The organism is Gardnerella sp. KA00255 (assembly GCF_049244095.1).
GTDB lineage: Bacteria > Actinomycetota > Actinomycetes > Actinomycetales > Bifidobacteriaceae > Bifidobacterium > Bifidobacterium vaginale_F.
Genome location: NZ_CP058374.1, coordinates 1,158,524 through 1,177,819 on the forward strand (window position 1 = coordinate 1,158,524; position 19,296 = coordinate 1,177,819).

Annotated in this window: 11 protein-coding genes, 3 tRNA genes and 1 rRNA gene; all 15 read left to right on the top strand. The window is 42.2% G+C overall.

Annotated features, from left to right (window positions below; translation table 11 throughout):
* Positions 1-325 precede the first annotated feature (325 nt).
* The 15 genes from HXT51_RS04695 (at position 326) to HXT51_RS04765 (ending at position 19,209) form a co-directional block, all read left to right on the top strand.
* Entirely contained in the window at positions 326-3,082 is a 2,757-nt protein-coding gene (locus HXT51_RS04695) for a phosphoenolpyruvate carboxylase (RefSeq protein WP_421776284.1), read from the top strand.
* Positions 3,083-3,415: 333 nt separating this feature from the next.
* Positions 3,416-4,063: a carbonic anhydrase gene (locus HXT51_RS04700; RefSeq protein WP_421776285.1), complete on the top strand. Its 648-nt coding sequence runs from the start codon at positions 3,416-3,418 to the stop codon at positions 4,061-4,063.
* Between the two features lie 88 nt (positions 4,064-4,151).
* Positions 4,152-5,333 carry a permease gene (locus tag HXT51_RS04705; RefSeq protein ID WP_421776286.1) on the top strand — a complete coding sequence of 394 codons (1,182 nt, stop codon included), beginning with the start codon at positions 4,152-4,154 and terminating at the stop codon, positions 5,331-5,333.
* On the top strand, positions 5,330-6,166 hold the full coding sequence (locus HXT51_RS04710; protein ID WP_421776287.1) for a TIGR03943 family putative permease subunit: 837 nt from the start codon (positions 5,330-5,332) through the stop codon (positions 6,164-6,166). The genes HXT51_RS04705 and HXT51_RS04710 overlap by 4 nt, the downstream gene beginning before the upstream one ends.
* A gap of 213 nt (positions 6,167-6,379) precedes the next feature.
* Positions 6,380-7,687, top strand: coding sequence for a hemolysin family protein (locus HXT51_RS04715; RefSeq protein ID WP_103084588.1), 1,308 nt, complete (start codon positions 6,380-6,382; stop codon positions 7,685-7,687).
* 45 nt (positions 7,688-7,732) lie between these two features.
* Entirely contained in the window at positions 7,733-8,212 is a 480-nt protein-coding gene (locus HXT51_RS04720; RefSeq protein WP_103084364.1) for a Dps family protein, read from the top strand.
* 100 nt (positions 8,213-8,312) lie between these two features.
* Positions 8,313-8,386 (top strand) — tRNA-Ile (locus tag HXT51_RS04725).
* A 34-nt stretch (positions 8,387-8,420) separates the two neighbouring features.
* Positions 8,421-8,493: transfer RNA gene (locus HXT51_RS04730), tRNA-Ala, on the top strand.
* Between the two features lie 347 nt (positions 8,494-8,840).
* Positions 8,841-11,147 (top strand): heavy metal translocating P-type ATPase, encoded by a 2,307-nt coding sequence (locus tag HXT51_RS04735; protein WP_421776288.1) that lies wholly within the window; start codon positions 8,841-8,843, stop codon positions 11,145-11,147.
* A 326-nt stretch (positions 11,148-11,473) separates the two neighbouring features.
* Complete coding sequence (locus HXT51_RS04740; RefSeq protein WP_103084362.1) at positions 11,474-12,952, top strand: FAD-dependent oxidoreductase; 1,479 nt, start codon at positions 11,474-11,476, stop codon at positions 12,950-12,952.
* Positions 12,953-13,160: 208 nt separating this feature from the next.
* Positions 13,161-14,249 carry a M48 family metalloprotease gene (locus tag HXT51_RS04745; protein WP_103084361.1) on the top strand — a complete coding sequence of 363 codons (1,089 nt, stop codon included), beginning with the start codon at positions 13,161-13,163 and terminating at the stop codon, positions 14,247-14,249.
* 153 nt (positions 14,250-14,402) lie between these two features.
* A tRNA-Gly gene (locus tag HXT51_RS04750) sits at positions 14,403-14,476 on the top strand.
* 428 nt (positions 14,477-14,904) lie between these two features.
* Positions 14,905-15,717, top strand: a complete 813-nt coding sequence (gene nagB, locus HXT51_RS04755) for a glucosamine-6-phosphate deaminase (protein ID WP_103084360.1) — start codon at positions 14,905-14,907, stop codon at positions 15,715-15,717.
* A gap of 105 nt (positions 15,718-15,822) precedes the next feature.
* Positions 15,823-17,097 (top strand): N-acetylglucosamine-6-phosphate deacetylase, encoded by a 1,275-nt coding sequence (nagA, locus tag HXT51_RS04760; protein WP_103084359.1) that lies wholly within the window; start codon positions 15,823-15,825, stop codon positions 17,095-17,097.
* 585 nt (positions 17,098-17,682) lie between these two features.
* Positions 17,683-19,209: ribosomal RNA gene (locus HXT51_RS04765) — 16S ribosomal RNA — on the top strand.
* Positions 19,210-19,296: the final 87 nt, after the last annotated feature.

A 19,296-nucleotide genomic window follows, 5' to 3' on the forward strand; every position in this document is an offset into this window, starting at 1 on the left:
ATCACTATTATCGCTACTATCGCCGCTAGCGTTGTTATCGCTTGTTTTAGAGTTGTTATTGCTATTATCAGCACTAGTGCTATTCTCTGCTGTACTCACAGTTTTTAGTATACGCACCCCTGTTGCCTACTTTTATAAACGTATTATTGAGGCCATTTATGTGGGTATTTTGTTGTAAAAAAATCAGTCCTATGGTCGGTTCACAATTGTCTTGGTATCTCGCTGGTACCAAGGCTATGGGCTTGCAACTTCTAAACAAATAACCGCGGAGGAGCCGCGGAAGTTAGATGACCGAGCAACCTGACAACCAGCACAAGGAGGTCTGATGACAACTGAGAATCAACAGGTAACTCCAGCAGACGCCACTATTGTGACGTCTGGATTAGGACGAAAAGGTCCTGAGGAGCGTGAATTACCAGCATCGCTTCAGCAAGATATGGATTTGTGCTTGCATATTTTACGCGATGTATTGGGTGAATTTGATGAAAAATTATTAGCGGTATTCGACGAAGTGCGTTTGAATGCAGTTGAAGCTAGTACAGCTCATTTTGCGCAAATGGTTGATGCGCAAGAAACTGTTGATGATGGTTTGAGCAAAGCTGTTGAAAAAATTAACGGCATGGATTTGACCGATACTCAGCTTTTAGCTCGCGCATTTGCAACTTACTTCCATTTAGCTAATCTTTGCGAAGAGAATTATCGCGTTTCAGTATTGCATCAGCGTGAATGTGATGTTGCTGATTCGAATCCAGTTGACCCTGTTAATGAATTAACATGCGCTTATCATAAATTGTTAACTGAAATGAGCCCTGCTGAAGCTAAAGAATTGTTGGCAAAGCTAGAGTTCCATCCTGTTTTCACAGCGCATCCAACTGAGGCTCGTCGTAAAGCTGTTGCTGGCAAGATTCGTCGTATTTCTAAGCTTTTGAGTGAGCATCATCGTTTAGGCGGATCTGATAAGCGTGAAAATTATCGCCGTCTTTATAACGAGATCGACGCTTTACTTCGTACATCGCCTATTGCTTTGAAGAAGCCTACGCCGGTTGAAGAAGCAGATACTATTCTTGAGATTTTCGACGCTACTTTATTTGATACGATTCCGCTTGTATATCGCAGATTTGACGATTGGCTGCTTGGCAAGAAAGCTGGTCTTGTGCCACCTCGTTGCCCTGCGTTCTTCCATCCTGGTAGCTGGATTGGCTCAGATCGTGATGGAAACCCGAATGTTACTGCTAAGGTAAGCCGTCAAGTAGCTAGTAAATTCAGCAACCATGTGTTAGCAGCTTTAGAGGCTCGTACTCGTGAAGTTGGAAAATGCTTGACTATGGAAACGCGCACAACGCCTCCAAGTGTTGAGTTGTTGGAGCTTTGGAATCGTCAGCGCGAAATGAGCGAACAGCTTACTGAAAGCGCTTCAGACGTGTCTAAGAGTGAGCCGCATCGTGCTGTAATGCTTGTTATGGCCGATCGTTTACATCGTACGATTAGTCGCGATACTGATTTGATGTATCATTCTTGCGAAGATTTTATTGAAGATTTGCATATTGTTCAGCGTTCCTTGGCTGAAGGTGGAGATCCTCGCGCAGCTTATGGTCCTTTGCAAGATTTGATTTGGCAAGCGCAAACCTTTGGATTCCACATGGTTGAAATGGAATTCCGTCAGCATTCTCTTGTACATTCTCGTGCTTTGGAAGATATTCGTGAACACGGATTACACGGTGAACGCGGACCTCTTCAGCCTATGACTCGTGAAGTTCTTGATACCTTCCGCGCTTTGGGAGCAATTCAGAAGCGTAACGGCATGCGTGCTGCTCGTCGTTATATTATTTCCTTCGCAAAGTCTGCTCAGCATGTTCGTGACGTGTTTGAATTAAATCGTCTTGCTTTCGCTCACCCACAGGATGCGCCAACTCTCGACGTTATTCCACTGTTTGAGCAGTTGGAAGATTTGCAGAACTCTGTGAACGTGCTTGAGGAGATTATTAAGATTCCTGAAGTTCAGGCTCGTCTTAAGGCTACTGGTCGCAAGATGGAAGTTATGCTCGGCTACTCGGATTCTTCCAAGGATGCCGGTCCTACTTCCGCAACTTTGGCTTTGCACTCTGCTCAGGAGCGTATTGCTCAATGGGCTAAGAAGCATGATATTGATTTGACGCTTTTCCACGGTCGTGGTGGCGCTGTTGGTCGTGGTGGCGGCCCTGCAAACCGTGCAGTTCTTGCTCAGCCAGTCGGTTCTGTAAATTGCCGATTTAAGCTCACTGAACAGGGCGAGGTTATTTTTGCGCGTTACGGTAATCCAATTTTGGCAATCCGTCACTTGGAGTCTGTTGCTGCTGCAACTTTGCTTCAGTCTTCGCCAAGCGTTGAGAAAACAAATACTGAGATGACACACAAGTATGCTGATATGGCACAAAAGCTTGATGTTGCAGCTCATGAGCGTTTCCTTGATTTGCTTCAAACAGATGATTTCACTCCGTGGTTCTCTACAGTTACGCCGCTTAGTGAAATTGGTTTGCTCCCAATCGGTTCTCGCCCTGCAAAGCGCGGTTTGGGTGCAAAATCTTTGGATGATTTGCGTACTATTCCATGGGTGTTCTCTTGGGCGCAGGCTCGCATTAATCTTGCTGCATGGTACGGCTTGGGTACAGCTTGCGAAAAGTTTGGCGATTTGGAAACTTTGCGTCGCGCTTACGAAGAGTGGCCTCTGTTCAGTACTTTTATTGACAATATTGAGATGTCGTTAGCTAAGACAGATGAGCGTATTGCTCGCATGTACTTAAGTCTCGGCGATCGTGAAGATTTGAGCAATAAAGTGCTTTCGGAGATGCAACTTACTCGTAAGTGGGTTTTGCAAATAGTTGATGATAAGTGGCCTTTGCAGCATCGTCACGTGCTTGGTCAAGCGATTCGTGTGCGCTCGCCGTATGTTGATGCTTTGTCTGTGATTCAGTCTCTTGCTTTGCGCAAGCTTCGTAACAAGGTAGATAAGGAAGAATTGAGCGAAAGCCAGCAGGCAGAGTTTATTTACCTTATCTTGTGCACTGTTTCTGGTGTTGCTGCAGGCTTGCAGAATACTGGATGATTTCCGGTAAGTTTTAGCAATTTTAGCGAAGAAAGCCTTCATGTAACTTTTGTTACTGGAGGTTTTCTTTTTTATTATTTATTATTTTTTTATTATTTTATTTATTTTGGTTTGTAAGTTTTGGCTTGTAAGTCTTTATTTTTTGGATTTCAAATTTTTTGCTTTCAAATTGCAAATTGTAAGTTTTCAAATTCAAATCAAATTGTATTTTCTTTAAAGTTGATTGATGTAATCTTTCTTTATTCGTATTGGTAAATATACAATGTACTTGTAATTCAAGTTCGAATTAGAGTTGTAATTCAAGTTCGAGAAAAAGTGACGAATGGGGTTGTAATGCAAGAAGTTGTCGATGATGATTCTACGTTAGCTACATCGGTTTTAAGCGCAATGCTTGCGGGTAATCGTCGGTTTGCAGAAGGTAAATCAGAGCATGCTGGAGTAGATGTTGAAACTCGTAAATCACTTATTGATGGTCAAAATCCTTCAGCGGTTGTTCTCTCGTGTGCTGATTCGCGAGTGGCTCCAGAATTTGTATTTGATGCCGGTTTGGGCGATATTTTCTCAGTTCGCAGTGCTGGGGAAGTTGTTGATGATGCGATTATTTCATCTTTGGAATATGCCGTTAGTGATTTGGGTGTGAAAGTTCTTGTTGTACTTGGCCATGAGCATTGCGGTGCTGTTAAAGCGGTTTTGCCGCAAGTTGAGAAGATGATGAGCGATTTAGATGAAGAGGATGATATTTATGATGTGCTTGAATCTTCAGAATCAATATTGCTTCGCGCTTTAGGTCCTGCTGCTGCAGCTGGAGTTGAAGAGTCTTTGGAAACTGACGATATTGAGCGTATTCATGTTGCTAATATGCTTATGGAGATATGTGATAAATCTGAAATTATTCGTGAAGCTGTAAATAACGATAAGCTTATGATTGTTGGAGCTAGATATCGCATGAGCGATGGATTAGTTGAAGTATTATCCTGCTAAATAAGTTGCTTTCGTATCAGATTTCGTATCAGATTTCGTATTAGTTTTTGTGTTAGGTTTGGCAACAGATTTTGTAAATGGTTTAGGTATGAAACAGGATTCGCAAAAAACGAGTTTACAAAAAACGAGTTTACAAAAAACAGGTTCCGCGCATTATTTATATGTGATTATTGGCATGCCTATTATTGCGATATTCATTGCTATGGCTCCAGCATTACAAGCGCGATTTCCTTGGTTTACTATAAGCACTACGATTCGCGGAATATCAGGCTTACTTTTACAAGCTGTCCCTTTTACTCTTATAGGAGTATTAGTTTCAGCTGCTGTTGAAACATTTGTCACAGCGCAATTTGTGGAAAAGCATATGCCTAAATCCACTTCTGACGGATTTTTAGTTGCGATTGCAGCCGGATTTTGTATGCCTGTTTGCGATTGTGTTATTGTTCCAACTTTTTCTCGTTTAATTGCAAAAAAGTTGCCTTTGCCTGCGGCTGTTACTTTTCTCTGTGCTGTGCCTGTTGTTAATCCGGTATCTGTTTTAGCTACCTGGTACGCGTTTTCTGATGCTCCTGCTGTTGTTGTTATTCGCGTTGCGTTAGGAATTGTAATTGCTCTTCTTGCTGGAATAAGTTTCGTGATTTTTCCACAAAAAAGCCAGATTCTTAAGCAGAATTTTATTTTAAGACAGAATTTAGAAGGCGCTAGTGGCCTTTCGTGCGGTTGCAAGGATGCTTGTTCTCATAATGAAGATACTTGTGATATCGAAAATAATTGCAATAGCGAGAATACTTGTCAAGATTGCAAAAATACTTGCGAGAATTGCCCTGAGTCTTCTAAGCATTTATCATTCGGACTAAAGCTATTAGATTATTTCCATCATGTTTATGAAGATTTCGTTCATTTAATGCCGATTATTTTATTCGGGACAATAGTCGCCTCAGTAATAAGAGCTTGGCTTGGTAACGATCCTGCTTCTCGTTTAAATACGACATTCGTGCTCATATCTATACCAATGATGATGCTTATTGCCTACGCAAGCTCGCTTTGTTCAAGCTCAGATGCCGTTATTGCGAGGAGTTTAGCAGCGTCTTTGCCTATATCTTCTGTGATTGCTTTCTTGATTTTCGGACCAATGTTAGATATTAAAAACACTCTTATGCTTCTTTCAGATTGCAAAGCTAAGTTTGTTTTGCGCATCACTTTAACAATTACAGTATTGTGCTTATTAGGTTCATTGCTTATTCACTTTGCATGGGGTGGAGCTATATGAATTCGATTTTTAAAACCGGGACGATTTTCAAAACCTGGACGAGAATTAGTAGGAATATAGGAATTCAATCTCATAAAAGTCCTATATTTTCTAGGATTTTGCTTGCAGCATCTTTGTGCTTTCTTTCAGCTGTAATAGCATGGTCGGCTTTTAGTGGAAGTTATACTACGCTTACTACTCCGCGCGCTTTTATGTATTTGATACTCGCTTCGATAATGCTCGTATTATTAGCTTTTTGCGCTATTTTTGGCGTATGTAAAGTATCTCCAAGCGAATCTCTGCGCATATTGGTTGCAATACTTATTCCGGCTTTGCTTATTGTAATTCCGCTACAAAATCAAGATTCTATGAATTCTGGATTTGACAAATATGCTGGCGGGCGAGCTATAGCTATTAAAAGTTTTCAGAATTATAAAAATCCTCAGGGATTGGATTCTAAAAATCGCGTTATTACAATATCTGATGATGATTTTGGAACTTGGTATGACGAAATTGATCATAATTTGGAGCGCTATAAGGGCTATGAAGTAATAGTTAATGGTTTTATAAGTAAATCTAACTCTCTTACTTCTAAACAATTTTATGTAGCACGCCATTTAATGTCTTGCTGTATTCTCGATATGTCTCCGTTTGGATTTGTCGGCGAACTTTCTGATGCTGCTTCGAGTAAAAAATATTCTTCGCAAATTAAAGAACATCAATGGGTGCGTGTGCATGCTCGAATTGACGTTGGTAAAATCGGTAAGCAAGAAAATCAGCGTATGGGCGTGATTCTGAAAATTTACAAAATGTCTGAAGTTGATCCTCCTATCGGATATTTCTATAGGCCGTGATTTAGTTTTAGTTTATTTAGCTTTATGTGATTTGCGTTTCGTCAGTCTAATTAGAGTTTGTGATTCTGTGATTCTGTGAATTTGTGATTTTAATTGGAATTTGTGAGCTTAATTAGAACTTGCGAATTGGAATTTAATTGGAATTTTGGAATTGTAAAATTAATTTTTCGTATGATTGTTGATATCGTAGCGAAGTCAACTAATATAGCAAGTATGTCGCTGGCTTTTAACATTGTGCTTATTGTAATTTTTCTGTTATGCGGTTCGATTTTTGCCGCTACAGAATTAGCTCTAGTCAATTTGCGCACTTCGCAAATTGATCGCATGGAGATGCAAGATGCGCGCGGTGCTCGTGTGGCACGTATTGCTCGCGATCCTAATACTTTTTTGTCTACTTTGCAGATTGGCGTAACTCTTTCTGGTTTTCTTTCAGCATCTTTTGGTGAATCGGCAATAGCACCATATATTGTGCCTCAAGTTAAATCTTGGGGTGTTCCAGCGCATATTGCAGGTCCTCTGACAACTATTGTTTTAACGCTTGTAATATCTTATTTTTCGATTGTTATTTCTGAGCTTGTTCCTAAACGTATTGCTATGCAAAGATCTGAGCAAATTGCTCGTGCTGTTGTTCCTGCTATAGATATTGTTTCTTTGATTTGCAAGCCTATAATCTGGCTTATTGCTAAGAATACTAATGGTTTCGTAAGGCTTTTGGGATTTGATCCGAATGAGAAGGAAAGCGAAGTTTCTGACGAAGAATTGCGTGTACTTGTAAATACAAATAAGCGTTTAAGTCAGGATGAGCGCACTATTTTGGATGATGTTTTTGACGCTTCGGAAACAATTGTTGCTGAAGTTATGCGTCCGCGCGCTGACGTTGAATTTTTAGAGGGTTCTTTAAGTCTTAAAGAGGCTGCTGAAAAAATTCGTGAGCTTCCGTATTCTCGTTATCCAGTGACAGGCAAAGATTTCGATGATGTTATTGGTTTCGTGCATGTTCGCGATTTGTTGGATGTTAGAGATCCTAATGCAAAAACTGTTGCAGACGTAACGCGCGAGGGTATTAGCTTGCCTGGAACTTCTAAACTTTTGCCTAGCTTGTCTTTGTTGCGTAAGCGTGGAATACATTTAGCTGTTGTTATAGACGAATATGGTGGCACGGATGGCATTGTGACACTAGAGGATATGACGGAAGAGCTGGTTGGGGATATTCGTGATGAGTATGATTTGCCGCCGGAAACAAATCAGGGTCATGATAATAAAGCAACTGCTTTTGTTAATGGTGTTGCGACGATTGACGGTGGCATGACTATTGAAGATTTTGCGGATATAACTGGTATTGAGTTAGAGGATGGTCCGTATGAAACTGTTGCAGGCTACTTCTTAGCTCATACTGGCGCAATGGGTGAGGTCGGTGCTGTGTTACATGATGCTGACGGCTATGATATGACTGTTACTGAGGTGGAAGGAAGACGTATTGCTACGCTTGAGGTTCGTCGTAGAGCACAACTTGAGGCATAGCGGTAATATAAGAAACTGTACTAACAAAGATTACGGGAGGATAAAATGACTTTGTTGCACATGGTTCCAGGTCTTGACGAATCGGCTAGTGAGAAAGCTATAGCAATCTTACAAAATCGTTTAAGCCATGAGCAGGAAGCTGCTTTAGTACTTAAGCATGCTCATTGGAATGTGACCGGCTCTGATTTTATTGCGGTTCATGAAATGCTTGATCCTCAGGTTGCTGAAGTTTTAGCTCAAGCTGATGAGACTGCTGAGCGCATTGCTACTTTAGGTGGATCTCCACTTGGACGTGCAGATGACGTTATTTCTTCTCGTACATGGAAGCGTTTTGCTTTAACTGGACGTAAGTCGACTAAGGAATATTTGCAAGCTTTAATTGAGTATTACAGCGATATGATTGCCGATGATCGTAAGGCTATTTCTGAGCTTGATGAATTGGATGTTATTAGCTCGAATATTATTCAGGATCATGTGCAAGGACTTGAAAAGTTCCAGTGGTTTATGCGTAGCCACCTTGAGTAATAGATTGCGACACGCCAAGAATTTTTAGAATAGTTAATATTATTTGACTTTTCTTTTTCCTGTGCTAATCTATCTACTTGTGTGTTTTCGAACATGCAGCGGGCCCGTAGCTCAGGTGGTTAGAGCGCATCCCTGATAAGGATGAGGTCGGAGGTTCAAGTCCTCCCGGGCCCACGGAATTGAGTGATTACTTCATTCAATACCGAATGGGGCTATGGCGCAGCTGGTAGCGCATCTGCTTTGCAAGCAGAGGGTCAGGAGTTCGAGTCTCCTTAGCTCCACAAACAAAGTCCTGGTCGATTTTCGACTGGGATTTTTTGTTTTTTGTTTTTGTTTCTGTTTCTGGTTTTGTCGGTTTGCTAATTTGCTTTAGTTTACTGATTAATTTACTGATTAGTTTGCTGTTTGGTTTTGCTGGCTAGTTTATGAGAATGCTTCTCATCAAGGCCTATTGGTATGATTACTAAATATAAATAAATATAAATAAATACAAATATAAATTAAATATAAATCTTTACGCCGTGTATTGAGTGCGCTTTTAATTTGTGCTCAGTGGGTTAACAAGGCGTGAAATCGTGTGTTAGCAGCGTTTTAAGCGTAGTTAACCTGATCAGCGTAAGGAAAGTGTATGCGTAAACTTTTAGCATATTGCCGTCGTGCACCACAATTAACAGTCGTAATTCTTGCTTTTCCGTTTATTGCGGCTTTGTACTCGTATAATTTGCCTATATTAACTACTTTCTGTGAGCAAATTTCTAATTTTTCGCAACAAATCTTTGATTTCTTAAAAATTAATTGCAGTATTTCCATAAGCATTAGTATAGGAAAAACTATTATTGCTCTTCTCGTTTTATATACGAGCGTTATTTCTTTGCGTAATATGATTAAACATTTACTGCATGGAACTTTGGGCATTGATTTACTTGCTTTTGTTGCATTGCTTGCAACACTTTGTATTGGTGAGTTTTGGGCAAGCTATTTGATTGTAGTAATGGTTTTTACTGGGGATGCAATTGAAGATTTTGCTCATATGAAAGCACAGCGCAACTTGTCTCTTTTAGTAAGCGCAGCTCCAAAAACTGCTCATCTTATGACTTTGCCAGGCCTTGAGCATGGAATGCAACATGATCAAGCAAATTACGAGTCTTGCGAGCCAGCGTGCCTAAGCGCTAATCAGTGTAGGCCTAGTTCGTGCGTGCTGTGTCACGATGCTGAATTTAGAAAAGTAGACGCAACTGATTCTTCTGAAGCTGCCGATATCGTACGAAATAACTGTCACTGTAATTGTGGCGTGTGTGATTGCGGTAATAAACACAATATTTGTCCGTTACTCCAGTCGAGTACGGACGGTGAAATATCCTCAAATTTGCAGCGTTACACTACAGTTCCTGTTGATGAGCTAAAGATAGGAAACGTAATTATCGTGCCTCCTGGTGAAACAGTGCCAGTCGACGGTGAATTACTAAGCGGTTCTGCAACTCTTGACACTAGTGCCATTAACGGCGAATCTGTGCCTAGAGAAGTGTTTGCAGGAGCTTCAGTGCTTTCAGGTTGCGTAAATGGCGGCGTTGTGTTGATTATGCGCGTAACTAAGTTATCTGAACACTCTCAATACCAAAAAATAATGCAGTTGGTTGAATCAGCTAGGTCTTCTAGGGCAGCTGTAGTTCGTTTTGCAGATATGCTATCTGTGCCGTTTACTGTGCTGTCTTTCTTAATCGCCGGTTTTGCTTGGGGCTTTTCTGGAGATGTTCTTAGATTTGCACAAGTGCTAGTCTTGGCAACTCCGTGTCCGTTGTTAATCGCAGTGCCAGTTGCGTGCATGGCTGGTACTGGGCGTTTAGCAAAGCTTGGAATTGTTGTAAAAAGTCAGGATGTGCTTGAGCAATTAAGCCGCGTAACAGACGTGTTTTTCGACAAAACTGGCACGTTGACGGTTAAACAGCCGCAAGTTGTGAACGTAGAAATAATTGATACTACGCAGAAAGCTGATCGTATTGTGATGCTCGCAGGCGTTCTAGAAACGTATTCTCAGCACATACTTGCAGGTGGTATTGCTAAAGCGGGTTCAGTTTTGTGGGATCGCACGCATCCATCTTCAACTCCGCAATTGCCTAGTGTTCGTGAGTATCCAGTAGTGCATAGCGTGAAAGAAACTGCTGGACAGGGTATTCAGGGCGTTGTAGACGGCGTTCTAGTGCGAGTTGGGCGTAGAAAGTATGTTACTGAGCAAACTGATATTAATAAACAGGGCATGAGTCAGATTGCGGATCAGCATACTGCTGTTAAATCTATGCCTGATGCGCTCGCTGCAGACGAAATGGCAACCTACGTTTCCTTTGACGGAGTGCTGGTTGGTCGGATTGTGTTAAAAGACGTGCCTCGCGATAACGCGAAATCAACTATTGACGCATTGCGTATGCTTGGTGCGCGCTCAATATCTATTCTTACCGGAGATAGTTTGCAAGCTGCAACAACAATTGGTAAAAGCGTTGGAATTGACACAATATATGCAGATTTGCTTCCGCAAGATAAATTAGCGCACGTAAAAAAAGAAATTTATGGCTCGTCTAAAAATAAGAAAAATTCAACTGTAACAATGATGGTTGGAGATGGTGTAAACGATGCTCCAGTTCTTGCCGCCTCCGATATTGGCGTAGCGGTAACGGATGGTACGGATACTGCAGCATCTGAATGCGCACAGGTAGTTATTATGAACAACGATATTTCTTCTGTTGCAAGCGCAATAAGAGTAGCAAAGCATACTAAACGCGTTATGGTTCAGTCAGTATTGATGGGCATTGGATTGGCAATTATAAGTATGCTCTTTGCGGCCTTTGGGTTTATTCCAGCTGTTATTGGCGCAATGATGCAAGAAGCAATTGATGTTGTTGCTATTATGTGGGCTTTAACAGCATTGCGCGAACGCAGGTGAATCAAGATTTTTTGGCAATATTTTTTACGATATTCATTACGGCACCTTTAACAATATTCGTTTGAGCATTTTATCTATTTAAGTGTTTTATTGTTTGAGCATGTTGTAAGACGAAGTAATGCGCTAGTCTAATTATGAAAGCATACGAGTTAGCTTCAGACGGTAATGGCTCAAGCTTGTACGTGACTTATTTTGGCGAAGAATTACATATAAATGCTTTACAGTTACGTTGCTGAGTGATTGAGGCAACCTATGCTTGTAGGCCGCGCGAAATAGCGCGAAAACGGTGAAAAGTGCCGTAGATAAAGCTCAATATGGGGATAATAATGGAAAAAAATAACTTAAACGAAAATGTTTCACGCGAAACATCTCAGCTGCGCATTGCTGTAATAGGTGCAGGTCCTGCTGGAGTGTATTCTTCGGATATTTTCTTACGCCAGCTTTCTAAGCGTGGAGAAGAATTGGGATTAGGTAATAGCGCTCGCATTGATCTTTTTGAAAAATTGCCAGTGCCTTTCGGATTAGTGCGTTACGGAGTGGCTCCGGATCATCCAAGTATCAAATTTATTGCGGATGCGCTTGAGAAAACTCTTGATAATCCAAATATTCATTTGTATGCAAATGTTGAATTTGGCAAAGATATAAATATTGAAGAAATGTTACAGCGCTATGATGAAGTTCTTTTTGCGACTGGAGCTATAGCGGATCGTCCACTTAAAGGTGTGCCTGGTGTTGATTTATCTGGAGTATATGGTGCCGCAAAATTTGTGGAATGGTACGACGGATATCCAACTAGCAATCGAGAATGGCCACTTGAAGCTAAAGAAGTAGCTGTTATTGGCGGCGGAAACGTTGCAATGGATGTTGCTCGCGAGCTTTTACGAGATCCTGATTATTTGCGCGCTAATACGGATATTCCAGATGATGTGTATGAGGGATTGCAAAAAAATCAAACTCAAACCTTGCATTTATTTATTCGTCGTGGAGTTGCACAAGCAAAATTCTCTGTTCAAGAATTGCGTGAAATGGAAAAATTGCAGGGTGTGCAAATAATTATTAACGAAGACGATTTCGAGCTAGATGATGAGACTATTGAAGTAGCTGGTAATGATAAGCTAACTCGTCAAATGGTTGAGGAGCTTTTCGCTATTCGCGATATGGCTGAAGATATGGAAGATGGCGGAAACGTTGATTTTGAGGGAAATCCAGCCAACAAACGTTATATTATCCACTTCAACTGCGCGCCGGTAGAAATTCTTGGAGAAGATGGGCATGTGAAAGCAATACGAGTTGAGCGAACTGTAACAAGCGCGGATGGCACAATGACTCGTACTGGAGAGTTCGAGGAGTATGCCGTTCAAGCTGTATATCACGCGATTGGGTATCATCCTGCAGAAGTTGCAGGTATTGCTTACGACGAAAAGCGTACTTTGCTTGCAAATATTGATGGTCGCTTAGTGACGTCTGTAGAAAATGGCGAAATTCGTGATAGATTGTATGCAACTGGCTGGGCTAAGCGTGGGCCGGTAGGATTAATCGGCTCTACAAAATCTGATGCTCTTTTGATTGTTAATAATATGCTTGAGGATTTATCTAAGGCTGGCAATGCTGGGCGAATCGCACCTGATCGCGATGAAAAATCTATAGATAAATTATTAGCAGAAAAAGGCATTAAACCAATTGATTACGCTGGTTGGAAGCGAGTTGACTCTTATGAGCGTGAGCTTGGAGCCAATGAGCAGAGAACTCGAAAGAAAGTTGTTTCAGCTGAAGATTTATGCGCTGCTGCTTTAGGAAATAATTAATCTTAGGTATCGTTGGATTTTTCAGATTATCGAATCTTGGATTACCAGATTTTGGATTATTTGAATCTTTTAGATTGTAGGATTTTTTAGAATATTGCCGGGATTTTTCAGATTATTGCTGGGATTTCTCGGCATTCCCAGATTTTTCTAAAGTAATATTCAGTTTATGTTATGTAGAATTCAAGTAGTGTAAGTTAAAATAATAATTATGTTTAGCAATGAAGGTAAGAAATATCGCAATATCATGAGGGTTGCATTGCTTTTCGCAATTATGTGGATCCCTCTAATTGTGTTGTGGATTATTTTAGGTTCAAAGTTAGAGTTTCTAATTTGGTTCATACTTATTGGCATTGCTATTAATTTTGCTTCGTATTGGCTGTCTGAAAAAGTTGTTATCGCAATAATGAATGCGCGTGAAGTAACTGAAGAAGAAGAGCCTGTGCTTTATTCGGTAGTTAGAGAGATATCGGCGCGCTTAGAAAAACCAATGCCAGCTATATATGTTGCGCCTTATTCTAGCCCTAATTCGTTTGCGACAGGTCGTAGCGAGCGTCATGCTGTGCTGTGTTGCACTCGTGGTCTTTTGAATATTTTGAATGAGCGAGAATTGCATAGCGTAGTTTCGCATGAGTTGATGCACGTATACAATAATGATATTTTTGTATCTGCTCTAGCATCTTTTATGGCTGCGATTGTTTCTTATTTCGGATATTGGCTTATGTACGTAGGGGAAACGCACGCGCGGATTTACAAAAATCGTTGGGATAAACGAGATAGTTCTCGTGGGGATAATTCTAGTGGGGATAGTTCTAGTCTGAGTAGCTCTAGCGTGGATAATTCCGATTCTGATTCTTCCGATGCTGGAGTTGTTAAATCCAATTCAGATAAACAAAAGTCAAAAACAGCGGAGAAGTTACGAGATATTTTGAAATTCCACGCTTTCGGCATTGTTACGATTATTGGTAAATGTTTAAGTTGCGTGTTTGGTTCGCTTGGCGCTTTATTTATAAAATTAGTATTATCTAAAAATCGCGAATTTAGTGCTGATGAAGATGCAAGTAAACTTATGGGTGATCCGTCTGCGCTCGCGTCTGCTTTGAATAAAATTGCGTATGTTTCTGAATTGCATAAGATGGATTTTGGCGCAGGCTCGCATATTATGGCTTCAATTATGATTATTGACCCGTATGAAAAGCGTTCTACTATGTTTTCTCGTTTCTTTTCCGTTCATACTTCATCAGATGATCGAATTGAAAAGTTGATGCATATGGAAAATGAGCTTCATTTAAGTGTTTGATATTAAGTCGCGTCTCGCTTTGTACTGATGTTTTTGGACGGATTTTGGACGTATTTTGGCGGATTTTTAAATAAAAACTTGCCGCAATAATAAATGGTGCATGATGCATGATATTGTTAAATGGTTTGCTTGAGCTTGCTTGAGTGTTTATGTGCGGATGTAGTTCATCGGTAGAATGGAAGCTTCCCAAGCTTCAGAGGCGGGTTCGACTCCCGTCATCCGCTCCATGTAGAAAACGTTGGTATATCAATGTTTTTGGCTTGTTTTTACGCCTTAAAAATAGGTTAAATATGCAAATAATGTGCAAGATTCTGTGATTTTGTTTTTCTTTATGCTGATATAACGATTAGATGCCGCATATTTTGGTACGTTGCGCTTAAGTTGTATTAAAAGTTCTACTTGTTACTTGAAATTTTTGTATTGTTTTGTATTTTTTTGCATTGTTAAAGTCTGTGTTTTGGTGTATTTTTAATTGTAAAGAAAGTAAACAAAATAATAGTCAAGATAATTTGCTTTCTTTATAAAATGTGAATTATCGCTAGTAATGCGTTAAGCGTTTTTGTACGAAGACTGTACAAAAGGAGCACAAAGACTGTACTTGCGCAATATGTGCGAGTTGCGCAAATCTTGTATCTGCGCTTTGAAGGAGGCAATGATGGCTGAAGTAATTATCGTGAAAAATCAAGATGAAGCTGGAGAGCTGTACGCTAAAAGTGTTGTTTCGCTTATCGAACGCAAACCTAATGCTGTACTTGGATTGGCAACTGGGTCTAGCCCATTGAAAGCATATGAACATTTGGCAAATCTGGTTAAAGCTGAAAATGTTGATGTGAGTAAGGTTCAAGGATTCGCTCTTGACGAATATATAGGTTTGCCTCTTGAACATGAGCAGTCGTATCACAGTACAATTCGAAGAACAGTTACAGATTTAATTGGATTAAATCCTGATTTAGTGCATGTTCCAGGTGATGTGCTTAATGGCGCTCCGCTTAGTGCTGGCGAAAAGATTGCGCGAGCTGGTGTAGAATATGATGCCGCTATTGAAGCAGCTGGCGGTATTGATGTGCAAATTCTTGGTATTGGTTCGGATGGTCATGTTGGTTTTAATGAGCCAGGTTCGTCGTTGGCTTCTGGAACTCGCGTTAAGACTTTAACAGAGCAAACTCGCGTTGATAATTGCCGCTTCTTTGATGGCGATATGAGTAAAGTTCCTACTCATTGCATTACTCAAGGTATTGGTACGATTCTTCGCGCTCGCCATCTTGTGCTTCTTGCTTTTGGCGAAAATAAGGCAGATGCGGTGGCTGCCACTCTTGAAGGTGGCGTTAGTTCGTTATGCCCTGCTTCAGCGCTTCAAATGCATCCTCACGCTACTGTGATTGTTGATGAAGCTGCAGCAAGTCATCTTAAATTGGTTGATTATTATAAATTTGTGTATGCAAATAAGCCTTCATGGCAAGGAATCTGATAATAATCTAACAATCTAACAACCTAATATTTAACTTGATGTTCTAAAATTTAATAATTAAATAATTTGATAATTTAATAAGTTAATAAGTGCTAGGTGAGTGAAATGTCAAAAAATACTTATGCTGAAGCTGCACAGAAGATTGATGATTTATTCGCATCGCGTGAAAATCGTACATATATAATAAAGAATGCAACTCGCGTGGATGCTCGCGGCATCGTGCCTAATGCGTGGATTGTTGTCGTAGATGGTGTAATTCAGCAAACAGGTTTTCGAGACACGGATCTCACCTCTTTTATTTCCTCTAGCGGGCTGGAAAGCAAAGTTAGTTCTACGAAATCTATTTCTGTTATTAATGCAAATCGTGATTTTCTAACGCCTGGTTATATAGATGTTCATGCTCACGGCGCTTGGGAACATTCGTTTGATGACGGCATTGATGGAATTCGTGTTGCTAGAGCTTACCATCTGTTACATGGAACTACTCGCCAAGTTTTGAGTTTGATTACTAATCCTTTAGATGTTATGCAAGAAAATTTGCGAAACGTAAAGCAAGCTATGAGTAATCGCCCAGATATACTTGGTTCACATTTGGAAGGGCCATTTTTGGCTTTGTCTCGTAAAGGCGCGCATGATCCTAAATGTCTTGTAGATCCTACTCCTGAACACGTAGAAGGCTTATTAGAGGCTGCTGATGGGTCTTTGCGACAAATTACCCTTGCTCCCGAAAGGCAGCATGGCATTGAGGCTATTAAGCGTTTTGTGGCGGCTGGAGTGATTCCTGCTGTTGGGCATTGTGATGCAGATTATGATTTGGCGCGCGAGGCTTTTAATAATGGTGCTACTTTGATGACCCATGTATTTAATGCTATGAATGGGATTCATCACCGTGAGCCTGGGCCGATTCCTGCAGCTTTAGAAGATAGTAGAGTCACTATTGAGTTAATTAACGATGGTTTCCATGTTGATAATCCTGTATTAAGGATGATTATTGGCGCTGCTCGTCATCGTATTGCTTTCGTAACAGATGCTATGGCTGCTACGGGTTGTGCTGATGGCGCATATAAGTTGGGCGCTTTGGATGTGACTGTGAAAGATGGGCATGCTCGTTTGGTTTCTAACGGAGCTATTGCTGGTTCCACTCTTATATTAGAGGTGGCTGTTATGCGTGCGGTTAGAGAACTTGGAGTTGGATTGCCTGAGGCGATTGAGGCAGCAACGCTTACGCCAGCGAAGGCGTTTGGATTTGATAAGTCGAATGCTGTTACTGGTAATCCATTGGGATTAGTTGAAAAAGGATATTGCGCGGATGTGCTTTTGCTGGATGCGGGCGATTTGGCAGTTAAGCATGTTTGGTGTGCTGGGCGTGCGATTAGTTAGGTGTGGATGTGCTTTTGCTGTTCTGTGTGCTGGGCTGTGCGCTTTGCGCTGGGCGCTGGATGCGGGCGATTAGTTATTAGTTATTAGATATTAGATATTGTGAGTTTGTGGTTAGTGATTAGTTAGTTTGTGGTTGTTGAAGTGCGTGTCGCGTAATTTTGTGGCGCAAGTCGGTTTGAGTCGGTTTGAGGCTGATTGATTGCGGGCTTGAGTCGGTTTGATTGCGGTTTTTCGACACGCCGGTGTTTTGGCTTGTTTTCAATGGTTTTGGGGTTGTTTTACTGGTTGGGTTTGCATTTAATCTTGGTTTGGTGTAAGTTTATCTCTTGCTGCTCAGCGCGGCTGGTTCTCCTCGGTGAGGTTGATGAGCCGGCTGGTGTGGTGGTGGTTTGAGAACTCAAAAGCGTGTCTGTACTACTTATTTAGTTAATTATTGCCAGTTCATTGTCAGCCTTGCAGGTTGCAGGGTGCCTGAGAAATGGTTAAATGATGGTGAGGTTTTGTGGGATGTTTTTTCCTTAAAGAATATCTCGTCTTTTTCTTATTTTTTTTTTGGAGCCTTGTTTTGGCTCTTCATTGAATTTTTTCGTGGAGGGTTCGATTCTGGCTCAGGATGAACGCTGGCGGCGTGCTTAACACATGCAAGTCGAACGGGATCTGACCAGCTTGCTGGTTGGTGAGAGTGGCGAACGGGTGAGTAATGCGTGACCAACCTACCCCATGCTCCAGAATAGCTCCTGGAAACGGGTGGTAATGCTGGATGCTCCAACTTGACGCATGTTTTGTTGGGAAAGTGTTTAGCGGCATGGGATGGGGTCGCGTCCTATCAGCTTGTAGGCGGGGTAATGGCCCACCTAGGCTTCGACGGGTAGCCGGCCTGAGAGGGCGGACGGCCACATTGGGACTGAGATACGGCCCAGACTCCTACGGGAGGCAGCAGTGGGGAATATTGCGCAATGGGGGAAACCCTGACGCAGCGACGCCGCGTGCGGGATGAAGGCCTTCGGGTTGTAAACCGCTTTTGATTGGGAGCAAGCTTTCGGGTGAGTGTACCTTTCGAATAAGCGCCGGCTAACTACGTGCCAGCAGCCGCGGTAATACGTAGGGCGCAAGCGTTATCCGGAATTATTGGGCGTAAAGAGCTTGTAGGCGGTTCGTCGCGTCTGGTGTGAAAGCCCATCGCTTAACGGTGGGTCTGCGCCGGGTACGGGCGGGCTAGAGTGCAGTAGGGGAAACTGGAATTCTCGGTGTAACGGTGGAATGTGTAGATATCGGGAAGAACACCAATGGCGAAGGCAGGTTTCTGGGCTGTTACTGACGCTGAGAAGCGAAAGCGTGGGGAGCGAACAGGATTAGATACCCTGGTAGTCCACGCCGTAAACGGTGGACGCTGGATGTGGGGCCCATTCCACGGGTTCCGTGTCGGAGCTAACGCGTTAAGCGTCCCGCCTGGGGAGTACGGCCGCAAGGCTAAAACTCAAAGAAATTGACGGGGGCCCGCACAAGCGGCGGAGCATGCGGATTAATTCGATGCAACGCGAAGAACCTTACCTGGGCTTGACATGTGCCTGACGACTGCAGAGATGTGGTTTCCTTTCGGGGCAGGTTCACAGGTGGTGCATGGTCGTCGTCAGCTCGTGTCGTGAGATGTTGGGTTAAGTCCCGCAACGAGCGCAACCCTCGCCCTGTGTTGCCAGCGGGTTATGCCGGGAACTCACGGGGGACCGCCGGGGTTAACTCGGAGGAAGGTGGGGATGACGTCAGATCATCATGCCCCTTACGTCCAGGGCTTCACGCATGCTACAATGGCCAGTACAACGGGTTGCGACATGGTGACATGGAGCTAATCCCTTAAAACTGGTCTCAGTTCGGATCGTAGTCTGCAACTCGACTACGTGAAGGCGGAGTCGCTAGTAATCGCGAATCAGCAACGTCGCGGTGAATGCGTTCCCGGGCCTTGTACACACCGCCCGTCAAGTCATGAAAGTGGGCAGCACCCGAAGCCGGTGGCCTAACCCTTTTGGGATGGAGCCGTCTAAGGTGAGGCTCGTGATTGGGACTAAGTCGTAACAAGGTAGCCGTACCGGAAGGTGCGGCTGGATCACCTCCTTTCTACGGAGTTTTTGTGCACGCTCGGATGAGTGTGGTTACTGGTGTGGAAAACAATAGTTAGCTTTTTATTGTGAGTGGTTTGGGCAT

Bases quoted from the DNA above. Each gene is read 5' to 3' on its own strand.
- HXT51_RS04695 (WP_421776284.1), top strand. From the start codon at position 326: ATGACAACTGAGAATCAACAGGTAACTCCAGCAGACGCCACTATTGTG.
- HXT51_RS04740 (WP_103084362.1), top strand. From the start codon at position 11,474: ATGGAAAAAAATAACTTAAACGAAAATGTTTCACGCGAAACATCTCAG.
- HXT51_RS04745 (WP_103084361.1), top strand. From the start codon at position 13,161: ATGTTTAGCAATGAAGGTAAGAAATATCGCAATATCATGAGGGTTGCA.
- HXT51_RS04735 (WP_421776288.1), top strand. From the start codon at position 8,841: ATGCGTAAACTTTTAGCATATTGCCGTCGTGCACCACAATTAACAGTC.
- HXT51_RS04710 (WP_421776287.1), top strand. From the start codon at position 5,330: ATGAATTCGATTTTTAAAACCGGGACGATTTTCAAAACCTGGACGAGA.
- HXT51_RS04700 (WP_421776285.1), top strand. From the start codon at position 3,416: ATGCAAGAAGTTGTCGATGATGATTCTACGTTAGCTACATCGGTTTTA.
- nagB (WP_103084360.1), top strand. From the start codon at position 14,905: ATGGCTGAAGTAATTATCGTGAAAAATCAAGATGAAGCTGGAGAGCTG.
- HXT51_RS04720 (WP_103084364.1), top strand. From the start codon at position 7,733: ATGACTTTGTTGCACATGGTTCCAGGTCTTGACGAATCGGCTAGTGAG.
- nagA (WP_103084359.1), top strand. From the start codon at position 15,823: ATGTCAAAAAATACTTATGCTGAAGCTGCACAGAAGATTGATGATTTA.
- HXT51_RS04705 (WP_421776286.1), top strand. From the start codon at position 4,152: ATGAAACAGGATTCGCAAAAAACGAGTTTACAAAAAACGAGTTTACAA.
- HXT51_RS04715 (WP_103084588.1), top strand. From the start codon at position 6,380: ATGTCGCTGGCTTTTAACATTGTGCTTATTGTAATTTTTCTGTTATGC.